Source organism: Escherichia sp. E4930 (assembly GCF_005845405.1).
Taxonomy (GTDB): Bacteria; Pseudomonadota; Gammaproteobacteria; order Enterobacterales; family Enterobacteriaceae; genus Escherichia.
The window spans coordinates 13574-28217 of record NZ_VCDZ01000015.1 but is presented as its reverse complement, the minus strand read 5'-3'; the positions used below and the strand labels follow the sequence as shown (position 1 = coordinate 28217).

Annotated in this window: 14 protein-coding genes and 1 other RNA gene; 6 read left to right on the top strand and 9 right to left on the bottom strand. The window is 49.4% G+C overall.

Going from position 1 to position 14644, the window contains the following annotated elements; genetic code table 11:
- Positions 1-3: 3 nt before the first annotated feature.
- The 3 genes from tdcC to tdcA form a co-directional block, all read right to left on the bottom strand.
- Complete coding sequence (gene tdcC, locus FFT88_RS16395; protein ID WP_130210806.1) at positions 4-1335, bottom strand: threonine/serine transporter TdcC; 1332 nt, start codon at positions 1333-1335, stop codon at positions 4-6.
- Between the two features lie 21 nt (positions 1336-1356).
- Entirely contained in the window at positions 1357-2346 is a 990-nt protein-coding gene (gene tdcB, locus FFT88_RS16390; RefSeq protein WP_130218297.1) for a bifunctional threonine ammonia-lyase/L-serine ammonia-lyase TdcB, read from the bottom strand.
- Positions 2347-2441: 95 nt separating this feature from the next.
- Positions 2442-3380 (bottom strand): transcriptional regulator TdcA, encoded by a 939-nt coding sequence (tdcA, locus tag FFT88_RS16385; protein WP_130210820.1) that lies wholly within the window; start codon positions 3378-3380, stop codon positions 2442-2444.
- A gap of 314 nt (positions 3381-3694) precedes the next feature.
- Here tdcA and tdcR point away from each other — a divergent pair, with 314 nt between their 5' ends.
- Complete coding sequence (tdcR, locus tag FFT88_RS16380; RefSeq protein ID WP_217355970.1) at positions 3695-3913, top strand: transcriptional activator TdcR; 219 nt, start codon at positions 3695-3697, stop codon at positions 3911-3913.
- A gap of 246 nt (positions 3914-4159) precedes the next feature.
- Here the strand turns inward: tdcR and rnpB are convergent.
- The 5 genes from rnpB to garP all read right to left on the bottom strand — a co-directional run bounded on the left by rnpB (position 4160) and on the right by garP (position 8851).
- An RNA gene (gene rnpB, locus FFT88_RS16375) (RNase P RNA component class A) lies at positions 4160-4536 on the bottom strand.
- Positions 4537-4568: 32 nt separating this feature from the next.
- Positions 4569-5714, bottom strand: a complete 1146-nt coding sequence (gene garK, locus FFT88_RS16370) for a glycerate 2-kinase (protein ID WP_130204650.1) — start codon at positions 5712-5714, stop codon at positions 4569-4571.
- A gap of 96 nt (positions 5715-5810) precedes the next feature.
- Positions 5811-6701, bottom strand: a complete 891-nt coding sequence (garR, locus tag FFT88_RS16365; RefSeq protein ID WP_130260155.1) for a 2-hydroxy-3-oxopropionate reductase — start codon at positions 6699-6701, stop codon at positions 5811-5813.
- A gap of 29 nt (positions 6702-6730) precedes the next feature.
- Positions 6731-7501, bottom strand: coding sequence for a 2-dehydro-3-deoxyglucarate aldolase (garL, locus tag FFT88_RS16360; RefSeq protein WP_130204646.1), 771 nt, complete (start codon positions 7499-7501; stop codon positions 6731-6733).
- Between the two features lie 15 nt (positions 7502-7516).
- Positions 7517-8851: a galactarate/glucarate/glycerate transporter GarP gene (gene garP / locus FFT88_RS16355; protein ID WP_064529564.1), complete on the bottom strand. Its 1335-nt coding sequence runs from the start codon at positions 8849-8851 to the stop codon at positions 7517-7519.
- A 374-nt stretch (positions 8852-9225) separates the two neighbouring features.
- On the opposite strand from garP, the gene garD reads away from it, so the two are divergent.
- The 3 genes from garD (at position 9226) to yhaV (ending at position 11745) form a co-directional block, all read left to right on the top strand.
- The gene (gene garD, locus FFT88_RS16350) at positions 9226-10797 is read left to right on the top strand and encodes a galactarate dehydratase (RefSeq protein ID WP_135403910.1); all 1572 of its coding nucleotides are present in this window, start codon (positions 9226-9228) and stop codon (positions 10795-10797) included.
- A gap of 148 nt (positions 10798-10945) precedes the next feature.
- On the top strand, positions 10946-11281 hold the full coding sequence (gene prlF, locus FFT88_RS16345) for a type II toxin-antitoxin system antitoxin PrlF (protein ID WP_001308975.1): 336 nt from the start codon (positions 10946-10948) through the stop codon (positions 11279-11281).
- On the top strand, positions 11281-11745 hold the full coding sequence (yhaV, locus tag FFT88_RS16340; RefSeq protein ID WP_135403909.1) for a type II toxin-antitoxin system ribonuclease toxin YhaV: 465 nt from the start codon (positions 11281-11283) through the stop codon (positions 11743-11745). Before prlF ends, yhaV begins: the two co-directional genes overlap by 1 nt.
- Positions 11746-11799: 54 nt before the next feature.
- Here yhaV and agaR read toward each other — a convergent pair whose 3' ends face one another.
- Complete coding sequence (gene agaR / locus FFT88_RS16335) at positions 11800-12609, bottom strand: aga operon transcriptional regulator AgaR (protein WP_130259086.1); 810 nt, start codon at positions 12607-12609, stop codon at positions 11800-11802.
- A gap of 248 nt (positions 12610-12857) precedes the next feature.
- Here agaR and kbaZ point away from each other — a divergent pair, with 248 nt between their 5' ends.
- Together kbaZ and agaV are read left to right on the top strand one after the other, a co-directional pair.
- On the top strand, positions 12858-14138 hold the full coding sequence (kbaZ, locus tag FFT88_RS16330; protein WP_135403908.1) for a tagatose-bisphosphate aldolase subunit KbaZ: 1281 nt from the start codon (positions 12858-12860) through the stop codon (positions 14136-14138).
- Between the two features lie 22 nt (positions 14139-14160).
- Positions 14161-14634, top strand: coding sequence for a PTS N-acetylgalactosamine transporter subunit IIB (gene agaV, locus FFT88_RS16325; protein ID WP_001352914.1), 474 nt, complete (start codon positions 14161-14163; stop codon positions 14632-14634).
- Positions 14635-14644 lie beyond the last annotated feature (10 nt).

The window sequence follows — 14644 nt, the reverse complement described above, 5'->3', positions numbered from 1 at the left end:
GGATTAAAACAGTTTGTACACGATGTTCAGGATGGTCAGCAGACCAATCACGGTAACAAACACGTTATCCAGACGACCACGGTATTTCGCCAGCGACGGCGCTTTACGGATGGCATACATCGGCAACAGGCACAGCAGTGAAGCGATAATCGGCGCGCCCATGGCTTCAATCAGGTCCAGAATGTTCGGGTTGGCGTAAGCAACTACCCAGGTGGAACCCATGATGAAGATCATGCTGATGGTGTTCAGTTTGCCGGAAGACACTTTCGTCTTATCGCCTTTGTAGCCGAACTTCAGTACCAGACCGTTCAGACCTTCCAGCGTTCCCAGATAGTGACCGAAGAAAGATTTGAAGATAGCAACCAGTGCGATGATAGAAGCGGCATATTCCAGTACGGTGGCGAACGTCGATTTCTCACCGGACATGGAAGCAAAGTGGTTAGCCAGATAAGAAAGCACCGGAATGTTCTGTGCTTTTGCTTCCGCCATGTTTGCCGGAGACAGCGTAAACAGGCAGCTGAAGGCAAAGAACATGACCACGGCAACCATCAGCATGCTGGCACGGGAGATGATCTGTGAGCATTTCTGCTCGGTGAAGTCGCGACCGAAGTCTTTCTCATACTCTTCACGCTTAGAAACCACGAAGGAAGAGACGATTGGCGAGAAGTTAAAGGAGAAGACCATGATGGAAATCCCCAGCCAGACGGTAATCAAGATACCGTCATGACCGGTTAACGTCAGCGCACTGAGGTCAACTTGATCAATAACAGCAGAGTTCCAGTAAGGGATCAGTGACAGAGAAATCAGTACCAGGCTGGCGATAAATGGCCATACCAGGTAACTCATCACTTTAACCATCAGATCCTTACCAAACCAAATGACGAACGCCATCAGCAGCAGCAGGAACAGCGCCACGAAGCCGCGGTTCAACGCTGCAAAGCCAAGCTGGTTTTCCCAGAACGTCATAAAGGTGTTGGTAATAGTGACGCCATAAATCCACAACAGTGGGCAAATCGCGAAGAAGTACAGGAACGTGATGACCACGCCACCCGTTTTACCAAAGTGCTCTTCCACCGTTTCCGTAATGTTGCCGGAAGGGTTAGAGCCAGAAAGACACAGACGCGCCAGCGCCCGGTGGCAATAAAACGCGATGGGGTATGCCAATACCAACATCAGAAGAATCGGGATCAGTCCGCCAAAACCTGCGCGGATAGGGAAGAACAGCACGCCAGCACCAATAGCTGTGCCGAACAAACCCAACGTCCATGTGGTATCTGATTTACGCCAGGACGATTGTTTTGTCTGGCTGGATACAATGCTATCTGAAGTACTCATATCCTATCCTCAACGAATTAATTAAGCGTCAACGAAACCGGTGATTTGAGAGACGCGAGAAAGATCGATATTACCGCCGGAAATAATGCTGACGGTTTTTCTGTTTTGAATATATTGGTCTAATTTACCGCTTAATAACGCAGCACATGCCAGAGCGCCTGCGCCTTCGGTGACGACTTTATTGCGCTGAATTAAGGCAATCATACTGTTTCTGATTTCGTCTTCGCTGACCAGCACGATGTCATCGACTAATTCACGAACGATTTGGTAAGTTAAATTACCCGGGCGGGCGACATCACAACCATCCGCCAGGGTGCCGGTAGTTCGGTGCGTGGTTATTTCTCCCGAGTGGAAAGAAGCCGCCATGCCGTGAACGTTTTCTGATTGCACACCAATAACACGAATTGTCGGGTTAATAGATTTAATCGCTACCGCAATACCAGCAATTAAACCGCCACCGCCAATTGGCACAATCACATTATCGACATCATAGAGATCTTCCATAATTTCCAGGCCAATCGTTCCCTGACCGGCAATCACTTTCGGATCATCATAAGGTGGGATAAAAATACGGCCTTCCGTTTCGACAATTTCGCTAACTTTGGCGATGGTGTCGTTAAAGTTGTCGCCGTGCAGAACAACTTCAGCGGAGTAGTCACATGTCGCCGCGACCTTGGATTTTGGCGCGCCTTTCGGCATTACTACTTTCCCGTCGATGCCCAGCATGGCGCAGGAGAGCGAAACCCCTTGCGCATGGTTACCCGCAGAACAGGCCACCACACCTTTGCGTTTTTCAGCATCGGTTAAAGAGCTTAATTTATTAAATGCGCCACGAATTTTAAATGAACCAGTACGCTGCATATTTTCAAACTTAAGGAATATTTCACCTTTGCAACGTTCACTAAAATAATTGGATCGAGGCATGCCTGTTTTATAAATTCGCCCAGCCAGTCGTTGTTTTGCTTCAATAATGTCATCAATAGCAACCGGGAGATCGTATGTAATATGCATGATAAACCTCTTAACCTGAATTAAATATGTAGGTAACCGTAACCGACACCCGAAAAAAGACAGGTGGATTATTTATGTTTGAGAAAAACAAATAACTAATCAGCTTCTATTAATTGTCTTCGTCTACACCCATTATAAGATGAATACTCTTTGGCTAGTTCAACCAAAACCGATGCTGCTTTTTTAATACGATAATTTTTTGACCATACCGCGGCATATCGCGCCACGGGCAACGTTTCTTCAACCGGAATAGTAATAAATTGATTAGAACCAAAAGGTGAAGTCATATCACAAGGAATCACGGTTAAGAAATCAGCATTGAGAACAAGATTATAAATTGTCACGACTGAGTCGGTTTTAACGATGTTTTCAATACTGATGCCATTTCTTTGTAACGTGGTGAGAAGTTCGCTGTAGTATCCCATATTAGTTTGCGGCAACACCCACTGTTCGTTTTTCAACGACTCCAGCGTGGTAGTGCCGGTGCATGTTCGGGACTTGCTGGCCACCAGCACAAACTCGGACTCGAACAGCGGCTCAACATGCAAATCCTGAAGCTTCATCTCTGCACTTAATGTACCAATCGCAAAATCGAGGCGTCCGTCGCGGATAGCAGGTAAGAACGAGGACAACTGTGCTTCATACATTGAGACTTGCGCTCTCGGGAACACCTCTTTGAATTTGTTGATCATCCCGGACATAAAGGTAAAGCCAATTAGCGAAGGAAAACCAAATGAGACTTCCACCACGGCTTCAGAGGACATACCGCTTATCTCATTAACCATATTTTTCATTTCGCGGGTAATGGATTCGGAACGTGAGAGCAACAATTGACCGGCTGGCGTCAGCGTTACACCGGTATTTTTCCGTACCACTAATTCCACGCCAAAATAATCTTCAATATCGTTAATGATTTTACTTACAGCAGGTTGAGTTAAACCTAATTCTTTTGCAGCCGAGCCAATAGAGCCACTTCTGATGACTTCCTGAAAGACTACCAGGTGCTGCGTTTTAGGAAGAAGAATAGTGCTCATATCGGCCTGCATTAATTACCTCATTGACGACATGAAGTGTATCAAAATGGAATGAATAGGATATGTGCGACCACTCACAAATTAACTTTCAATTGCTTTCCAAGTATCTACTTAAATCAATATAAACCTTTAATATCAATAAGTTAACATAATAAAATCCGCGTAAAGCCTGACTTTTATCAAAAAACAAAGGGGGGGATAACCATATTTTATGGCGATAACAACACGCTTTATATAACTTATTAAAAAATTCCCTGCGACGATATTTCAAGCAAATATCGTGTATTTCTCAGTCGAATTTTAAGTTAAATTTAATGAGCAAGTTATCAAATTTTATTATAAACAAATCATATTTACAGGTAAATAATGCGCCGCGTCACATTTTTTCGCGGAATTTGTTGGTCACAAAACATCTATTTTATCAATATTTTAAAAAGTCGAATACAGATATTGATCATCTCGAACAATTGATTAACGTCAACTTTTACCATCATAGCAGGACGTCATTTTGTGAATGCAATCGTTTTCCATGATTTCTGCTGCCCTCATAATGCACGGATAGCATTTTGTGTTGATGATCACAAAACTAATAATTCATATTTGAAGGTAAGTAATCTCGGGAGACAACAAGGGTGACGAAAAAAGAGTATTTATACTGAAAAAAAGAAACTGATCGATAAGCCGCTTTCTTTTGGGTATAGCGTCGTGGACAGTCATTCATCTTACTGCCGCGCAAAAGCAAAAACCCGCCAGTTTGCACTGGCGGGTTTTCGTTGAAGAGGTGAAACTGACCGATAAGCCGGGTTCTGTCGTGGACAGTCATTCATCTAGGCCAGCAATCGCTCACTGGCTCAAGCAGCCTACCCGGGTTCAGTACGGGCCGTACCTTATGAACCCCTATTTGGCCTTGCTCCGGGTGGAGTTTACCGTGCCACGGACTGTTACCAGCCGCGCGGTGCGCTCTTACCGCACCCTTTCACCCTTACCTGATCCCACTCGCGTGGGCCATCGGCGGTTTGCTCTCTGTTGCACTGGTCGTGGGTTTCCCCCCCAGGCGTTACCTGGCACCCTGCCCTATGGAGCCCGGACTTTCCTCCCCTCCGCCCGTCTCCCCCGAAGAGGACGACGACGAAGCGGCGACTGTCTGGTCAGCTTCGGCGCGCAGTATAGAGGGTTTACACGCCCTTGTCACCCCGCGTTGCGCATTCCAATCGCCAGTGTTGCAGCAATATTGCGCGAAGCTCGGTAAATATTGTCATAAGCCCCGCTGAAAGCTTCATCCAGCGTAACAATACTGTTTAACACGCTGAATACAGCATCGATACCATGCTGGTGCACAACGCCAACATCCTTCGTAAGACTACCCGCAATGCCAATTACCGGTTTATTGTATTTCTTCGCCACATTAGCCACCCCAATCGGTACTTTGCCATGGATGCTCTGGCTATCAATGCGCCCTTCTCCTGTGATAACCAGCGTGCAATCATGAATATGTTCTTCCAGATTGAGCGCCGTAGTCACAATCTCAATACCGCTCTTTAGCTCTGCGCCAAGAAAAGCCATCAACGCCGCGCCCATTCCGCCCGCCGCACCTGCACCGGGGACGTCTTTCACATCAACATGCAGCGATTTTTTGATGACATCAGCATAGTGAGAGAGATTCTTGTCCAGTTCGACAATCGTGGCTTCATTCGCCCCTTTTTGCGGGCCAAAGATCCGCGAAGCGCCACTGTCGCCCACCAGCGGATTGGTGACATCACAGGCGACGCGAATCGTACAATTCTTTAAACGTGGATCGAGGCCACTGATATCAATGGTATTCAGAGTATTAAGACTGCCGCCGCCAAAGCCGATTTCATTGCCATTGGCATCGCTTAACTTCGCTCCCAGCGCCTGCATCATCCCTGCACCGCCATCGTTGGTGGCGCTGCCGCCAATGCCGATAATGATACTTGTTGCACCGCTCTCCAGCGCCTGCAGGATTAACTCCCCTGTGCCGCGTGAAGTGGTTACCAGCGGATCACGCTTTTCCGATGGCACCAGCGCCAGCCCACTGGCCGCCGCCATTTCGATAAACGCGGTTTTGCCGTCGCCGGAGATCCCCCAACTGGCATTCACTTTCTCGCCCAGCGGCCCTGTAACCCAGGCGTGACGTTCAGCCCCCTGGGTGGCAGCAATCATCGCTTCCACCGTTCCTTCGCCACCGTCGGCAACAGGAACAGAAACGTACTGTGCATCAGGAAAAATTTCCCGAAATCCTTTTTCTATCGCCTGCGCAACCTCGCTGGCTGATAAACTTTCTTTATAAGAGTCTGGGGCGATTACGATTTTCATACCTTTGCCTGTTACCACATGACGCCGGGGGGCGTTTCTCTTATTCGGCCTGGATTCCAGGCCCGGATAGCAATAAGCCATCCGGGCACGACGTCATTAGCGAGTAACTTCGACTTTCGCCAGTTTTTCGTAGTAGCACGCCAGGGCGCTATGGTCTGCTGTTCCCAGACCATCGGCACGCAGCGCTTGCATCATCTCCATAACCGCAGCCGTCAGCGGCAGTTGCGCGCCAACGCCGTGGGAGGTATCCAGCGCATTCGCCAGATCCTTAATATGCAGATCAATACGGAAACCTGGCTTGAAGTTACGGTCCATCACCATTGGCGCCTTCGCATCCAGCACGGTACTGCCCGCCAGTCCACCACGAATTGCCTGATAAACCAGATCCGGGTTAACGCCTGCTTTGGTTGCCAGCGTCAACGCTTCTGACATCGCGGCAATATTCAGCGCCACAATGACCTGGTTGGCCAGTTTGGTGACGTTGCCTGCGCCGATTTCCCCGGTATGTACCACGGACCCCGCCATCGCTTTCATTAAGTCATAGTATTTGTCGAAAATAGCCTTATCGCCACCCACCATCACTGACAGAGTGCCATCAATCGCTTTCGGCTCACCACCGCTAACCGGAGCATCCAGCATATCAATGCCTTTCGCTTTCAGCGCTTCGCTGATTTCACGGCTTGCCAACGGTGCGATAGAACTCATGTCGATCAATACCGTGCCGGGTTTCGCGCCTTCAATAATGCCATTTTCACCCAGCGCCACTTCTTTCACATGAGGAGAGTTTGGCAGCATGGTAATGATGACGTCGCACTGTTCAGCGATCGCTTTAGCCGTAGAAGCTGTTTCTGCACCTGCAGCAATCACTTCTGCGATAACTTCAGGGTTACGGTCAGAAACCACCAGCGAGTAACCTGCTTTCAGAAGGTTTTTACTCATTGGTTTACCCATAATACCCAGGCCAATAAAACCAACTTTCATAGTCATATCAATCATCTCTCTTGTTGCGGTGGTGGTTATTTTTTAAAGGTATCTGCCAGTTTCTGGGTGGCAGAGCGGAACACGCCGAGATCGCTACCAACAGCCACAAACGTCGCGCCCCATTCCAGATAACGACGCGCATCGGCTTCGACCGGTGCGAGGATACCGCTGGGTTTGCCGTGCGCTCTGGCACGGTTAAAAATATGTTGAATCGCTTTTTGTACATCTGGGTGTGATGCATTGCCGAGATGGCCTAATGCCGCAGCCAGATCGCTGGGACCGACGAAGATGCCGTCTACACCTTCGGTAGCGGCGATAGCATCGACGTTATCTACGCCTTGCTGACTTTCAATCTGGACCAGAATGGTGATGTTCTTGTTCGACTGTGCGAAATAATCCGCCACGGTGCCAAACATATTGGCGCGGTGAGAAACGGAGACGCCGCGAATACCTTCTGGTGGATAACGAGTAGATGCCACAGCTTGTACCGCTTCCTCTTCTGTTTCGACAAATGGAATCAGGAAGTTATAGAAACCGATATCCAGAAGACGCTTAATAATTACCGGTTCGTTGGTCGGCACCCGCACCACTGGCGCGCTGGGGCTACCTTTCAGGGCCATCAGTTGGGGAATAAATGTGGAGATATCGTTTGGCGCATGTTCGCCATCCAACACCAGCCAGTCAAAGCCAGCCAAACCAAGAACTTCAGTGCTAATCGGGTTAGAGAGCGCTGACCAGCAACCAATTTGTACCTGTTTAGCAGCCAGTGCGGCTTTGAATTTATTGGGAAAAATATCGTTATTCATCGCTTATACCTTTGCTTATTTCTGCAATTCCATACGTTTAATGTCGCCAACCACGAAGAGGTAGCAGACCATCGCCATCAGCGCCGAACATCCCACGAAAACCAGTGCTGCATTGAAGGAGTGCAGTTCACTTACCAGGTAGCCAATCACCAGTGGAGTGACAATGGAGGCAACATTGCCAAAGACGTTAAAGACACCGCCGCAGAGACCAACAATCTCTTTCGGCGCGGTGTCAGAAATCACTGGCCAGCCCAGCGCACCAAATCCTTTGCCAAAGAAGGCCAGCGCCATCAGCATGACCACCAGCGTGGTGTTGTTGGTGTAGTTACATAAGATGATGGTGGAAGCCAGCAACATTCCCAGTACAATCGGTAGCTTACGAGCCAGGGTCAGTGACAAACCGCGTTTGATCAGATAATCCGAGAAGACACCACCGAGCACGCCTCCAGCAAAACCACACAGTGCCGGAATCGAGGCGACCAGGCCTACCTTCAGAATCGACATACCTTTTTCCTGCACCAGATAAATCGGGAACCAGGTAAGGAAGAACCAGGTGATGGTGTTGATAAAATATTGTCCGAAAAATACACCCAGCATCATGCGACTGGAGAGCAATTGCTTGATGTAATGCAGTTTGGGACCGCTTGCCACTGCACTGCCCGGCTTTTTATGGTCCATATCAACCACCGCGCCATTTTCAGAGATAAACTTCAACTCTTCCGCAGACATACGTGGGTGATCTGTCGGGTTATGAATCAACTTGATCCACAGCGCCGTCAGCACAAAACCAATCACTCCCATAACGGTAAAGACGTGCTCCCAGCCCCAGGCAAAAGTCAGCCAGCCAAGCAGCGGTGAGAAGAGCGCCAGCGAGAAATATTGCGCCGAGTTAAAGATGGCGGAGGCAGTACCACGTTCTTTCGTCGGGAACCAGGCCGCGACAATACGGGCGTTCGCCGGGAATGACGGCGCTTCCGAAAACCCCAGCATAAAGCGCATAAAGAACATGGAGATCCCTGCCCAGGCCAGCGGGAACATATCAACAAAGCCTTGCAGGAAGGTGAACAGCGACCAGAAAAAGAGGCTGTAAGTGTAAACTTTCTTCGAGCCAAACTTATCAAGCAGCCAGCCGCCGGGGATTTGCATCAGCAGGTAGGCCCAGCCAAAAGCGGAGAAGATGTAACCCATCGAAACCGCACTTAACTGCAACTCTTTTGCCACTTCGGTACCAGCAATAGACAGCGTTGCACGATCGGCGTAGTTAACGGCGGTAACAATAAAAATAATCAGTAATATTAAATAGCGGGTATGCACGCCTTTCTTTTTTTCGTCAACGGTGTCCAGAATCATTTTATTTACCTCGGGTACTTATGCTGATTTTTATTATTATGGGGAAGATGTTATTTATGAGTTTCATTTATGCCGTAATGACAATGAACTCGGGAATCAGTATAAGCAGCGCGAGAATAATAATCATTGTGCAAATGCTAATTTAATTAATACGATTTAAATATTATTTTGAGCATATGCACATAAGGTTGCGCGCTAAAGCACAGATTTACGCATTGCCTTGCCGGGCGGTACTGCAATCCCTGAAATGATTGACATTGATCACATTTCTGCGTTTAAACTCCTGACATTCTTATTTCACCCAATGAAGTCATTTATTTTTAAATGAGACCAGGTCCTCATTTTAATAGTCCCTGGCTGGAGAATATTGCACAATGGCCAACATCGAAATCAGACAAGAAACGCCAACTGCGTTTTATATAAAAGTTCACGACACAGATAATGTGGCAATTATTGTTAATGATAATGGCCTGAAAGCAGGAACGCGTTTTCCGGACGGACTGGAATTAATTGAACATATTCCTCAGGGGCATAAAGTCGCATTGCTGGACATTCCGGCTAATGGTGAAATTATTCGTTATGGCGAAGTGATTGGTTACGCCGTGCGCGCAATCCCACGCGGAAGCTGGATCGACGAATCAATGGTAGTACTACCGGAAGCGCCGCCGTTACACACGCTACCACTGGCAACCAAAGTCCCGGAACCCTTACCGCCGCTGGAAGGTTATACCTTTGAGGGCTATCGCAATGCTGATGGTAGCGTGGGTACCAAAAACCTGCTCGGCATTACCACCAGCGTCCACTGTGTGGCAGGCGTGGTGGATTACGTAGTAAAAATCATTGAGCGCGATCTGCTGCCAAAATACCCGAACGTCGATGGCGTGGTGGGGCTGAATCACCTGTACGGTTGTGGCGTGGCGATTAATGCTCCGGCGGCTGTAGTGCCAATACGTACCATTCACAATATTTCGCTGAACCCTAACTTTGGCGGCGAGGTGATGGTGATTGGCCTGGGCTGTGAAAAGTTACAGCCTGAACGCCTGCTGATTGGAACGGATGATGTGCAAGCTATTCCAGTAGAAAGCGCCAGCATTGTCAGCTTGCAGGATGAAAAGCATGTCGGTTTTCAGTCCATGGTCGAGGATATTTTGCAGGTCGCCGAACGCCATTTGCACAAACTGAATCAACGGCAGCGAGAAACCTGTCCGGCTTCAGAACTGGTTGTCGGCATGCAGTGCGGTGGCAGCGATGCCTTTTCTGGCGTAACGGCAAACCCGGCGGTTGGATATGCGTCTGATTTACTGGTGCGCTGCGGTGCAACGGTGATGTTTTCAGAAGTAACGGAAGTGCGTGACGCGATTCATCTACTGACACCGCGCGCCATTAACGAAGAGGTCGGCAAACGGCTGCTGGAAGAGATGGAGTGGTACGATAACTATCTCAATATGGGGAAAACCGACCGCAGCGCCAATCCTTCGCCGGGAAACAAGAAAGGCGGTCTGGCAAACGTGGTAGAGAAGGCACTCGGCTCCATTGCGAAATCGGGTAAAAGCGCAATTGTTGAAGTGCTGTCGCCTGGTCAACGCCCGACTAAACGCGGATTAATTTACGCCGCGACGCCAGCCAGCGATTTTGTCTGTGGCACGCAACAGGTGGCTTCGGGTATCACCGTGCAAGTGTTTACGACCGGTCGCGGCACGCCGTATGGCCTGATGGCGGTACCCGTCATTAAAATGGCGACCCGCACCGAGCTGGCAAACCGTTGGTTTGACTTAATGGATATCAACGCAGGCACCATCGCCACCGGCGAAGAAACCATTGAAGAGGTGGGCTGGAAGCTGTTCCACTTTATTCTCGACGTCGCCAGCGGGAAGAAGAAAACCTTCTCGGATCAATGGGGACTGCATAACCAGCTGGCGGTGTTTAACCCAGCACCGGTGACCTGATTTCTTTTGGAACGTCCCTCGCAAAACATGGCCTTAGTGCCATGTTTTTATTGTTTAAAGTCCCCACGTCCATTAATAATGCATTTGCATTACCTTAGTTCAAGCTTATAATTTGAGCAGAAAACAGGCTGTAAAAGGACAGTGAATCATGCCCGCTAATGCTCGCTCTCACGCTGTACTGACCACTGAATCAAAGGTCACGATACGCGGACAAACAACTATCCCCGCGCCAGTGCGTGAGGCCTTAAAACTGAAGCCAGGCCTGGACAGCATTCATTACGAAATCCTGCCTGGTGGGCAAGTATTTATGTGCCGACTGGGAGATGAACAGGAGGATCATACTATGAATGCATTTTTGCGTTTTCTGGATGCAGATATCCAGAACAACCCGCAAAAAACTCGTCCATTCAACATTCAACAAGGAAAGAAACTTGTCGCTGGCATGGACGTCAACATTGATGATGAGATTGGCGACGACGAATAATGGATTTTCCACAAAGGGTTAATGGTTGGGCGCTATATGCTCATCCCTGCTTTCAGGAAACCTACGACGCTTTAGTTGCCGAAGTCGAGACATTAAAGGGGAAAGAGCCTGAAAATTATCAGAGAAAAGCCGCCACAAAGTTATTGGCGGTAGTCCATAAAGTGATTGAGGAGCATATCACGGTCAATCCATCATCACCGGCATTCCGTCATGGTAAGTCGTTAGGCTCTGGGAAAAATAAAGACTGGTCACGGGTAAAATTTGGCGCTGGTCGTTATCGTCTCTTCTTTCGTTACAGCGAAAAAGAGAAAGTCATCATTCTGGGATGGATGAACGATGAAAACACGCTGCGCTCCTACGGTAAAAAAACAGATGCCTATACCGTATTCAGCAAAATGTTAAAAAGAGGACATCCTCCTGCCGACTGGGAAACCCTCACCCGAGAGACAGAAGAAAAGCATTGATAGTGTTCACAATGCCCGCCGAACGCATTGGTGTTGACCAGCGGGCACCCTTTCTCACTCCCCGACCAGAATCACTTCAACCCCTGCCTTTCGCAGCCCTTCCAGGCTATCTGCAGGAATGCCTTTATCGACAATGATCATGTCGATCCGCTGGGTATCGATGATCTTATGTAGGCTGGAGCGGTTGAACTTACTGGAATCGGTGACTACGATGATCCGTTCCGCAACTTCGCACATCCGACGGTTTAAACGGGCTTCATCTTCATTATGCGTGCTGACGCCACGCTCCAGATCAATAGCATCTACGCCAAGAAACAGCATATCGAAGTGGTAATTTTGCAGCGATTGTTCAGCCTGATCGCCGTAAAAAGATTGCGATTGACGGCGCAAATGCCCGCCGGTCATCAGCAGCTCAACGCCTTCCGCTTCCAGCAAAGCATTGGCCACGTTCATACCGTTGGTCATCGCAATTACGTCAGTGTGCTTGCGCATCAGACGGGCAATCTCAAAAGTGGTGGTCCCGGAGTCGAGGATCACCCGATGACCTGGCTGAATCAACTCAACGGCAGCTTTCGCAACGCTGCGTTTCATCGCCGTGTTGAGCGCGCTTTTATCTTCCACTGATGGCTCGACTGACGGCGTCGTGCTATCGCAGATCAACGCGCCCCCATAGGCCCGCACAGCGATCCCCTGCTTTTCCAGAAACGCCAGATCGTTACGGATCGTCACAGTAGATACACCATACAATGCCGATAGATCATTAACTTGCACACTTCCTTGCTGGCGCAGTCGTTGAATGATCTGCTCTCGTCGCTCACTGGTGCCTGTCACTCGCTTCTCGCCTGAAGCGTCGGTATTACTCATAGTAAGTCCTTTCGTAAAACTTTCGTTTCATTTCGTTTTGCCTATTAACGCCTTTCTATTAAGCAAATGCAAGCCCACCTTGCCCATTGGCGCAAGCTTCTCTCGTTTCAATTGCTTTCATTATGTTTCTTTTGTGAATCAGATCAGAAAACCATTATCTTTCGTTTTATTTTTATCTCACCATGGAGCAGTATCAACTGAAACAAAACGAAAGATTAATATCGCAGCAATCTAAACTGGAGAGGAAAGTGAAACATCTGACAGAAATGGTGAGACAGCACAAAGCGGGCAAAACAAATGGGATTTATGCCGTTTGTTCCGCACATCCGCTGGTGCTGGAAGCTGCAATCCGCTACGCCTGTGCAAACCAAACGCCGCTACTGATTGAAGCGACGTCCAATCAGGTGGACCAGTTCGGCGGTTATACCGGAATGACGCCAGCCGATTTTCGCGGCTTTGTTTGCCAGCTTGCTGACTCGCTGAATTTCCCACAGGACGCGTTGATTCTGGGTGGCGACCATCTGGGGCCAAACCACTGGCAAAATCTGCCTGCCGCTCAGGCAATGGCCAATGCCGATGATTTGATTAAAAGCTACGTGGCGGCAGGATTCAAAAAAATTCACCTTGATTGCAGCATGTCTTGTCAGGACGATCCGATTCCCTTAACCGATGGCATCGTGGCCGAACGCGCCGCTCGTCTGGCGAAAGTGGCGGAAGAAACCTGCCGTGAACATTTTGGCGAGGCCGATCTGGAGTATGTCATTGGCACCGAAGTGCCGGTGCCTGGCGGCGCGCATGAAACCTTAAGCGAGCTGGCGGTCACCACGCCGGATGCCGCCCGCGCCACGCTGGAAGCCCATCGCCACGCCTTTGAAAAGCAGGGCCTGAATGCCATCTGGCCACGCATCATTGCGCTGGTAGTTCAGCCTGGCGTCGAATTCGATCACACCAACGTTATTGATTATCAGCCCGCCAAAGCGACCGCCTTAAGCCAAATGGTCGAAAACTACGAAACGCTGATTTTCGAAGCTCACTCTACGGATTATCAAACGCCGCAATCGTTACGTCAGTTGGTTATTGACCACTTTGCCATTCTGAAAGTCGGCCCGGCGCTGACCTTCGCCCTGCGTGAAGCCCTGTTCTCTCTGGCAGCGATTGAAGAAGAACTGGTGCCAGCGAAAGCCTGTTCCGGTCTGCGTCAGGTACTGGAAAACGTGATGCTCGACCGCCCGGAATACTGGCAAAGCCACTACCACGGTGACGGCAACGCGCGTCGTCTGGCGCGTGGTTATAGCTACTCGGATCGCGTGCGCTATTACTGGCCGGACAGCCAGATTGATGACGCTTTCGCTCATCTGGTTCGTAATCTGGCGGATTCACCAATTCCGCTGCCGCTCATCAGCCAGTATCTGCCGCTGCAGTACGTGAAAGTTCGCTCCGGCGAGCTGCAACCGACGCCACGGGAACTCATTATCAACCACATTCAGGACATCCTGGCGCAGTACCACACAGCCTGTGAAGGCCAATAACCAAAACAAAGAGGAAGACGCTATGCCAAATATTGTTTTAAGCCGGATTGATGAACGCTTGATTCACGGTCAGGTCGGCGTTCAGTGGGTCGGATTTGCGGGGGCAAATCTGGTGCTGGTAGCCAACGATGAGGTTGCCGAAGATCCGGTACAACAAAACCTGATGGAAATGGTACTGGCAGAAGGGATAGCCGTACGTTTCTGGACGCTGCAAAAAGTTATCGACAACATTCATCGCGCCGCCGATCGACAGAAAATCCTGCTGGTTTGTAAAACACCCGCCGATTTCCTGACGCTGGTGAAAGGTGGCGTCCCGGTTAGCCGCATTAACGTTGGCAATATGCACTACGCCAATGGCAAGCAGCAAATCGCCAAAACGGTTTCAGTGGATGCGGGCGATATCGCAGCATTTAACGACCTGAAAGCCGCTGGGGTGGAATGCTTCGTTCAGGGCGTCCCGACAGAGCCTGCTGTGGACCTCTTTAAATTACTTTGAGGGATTCATC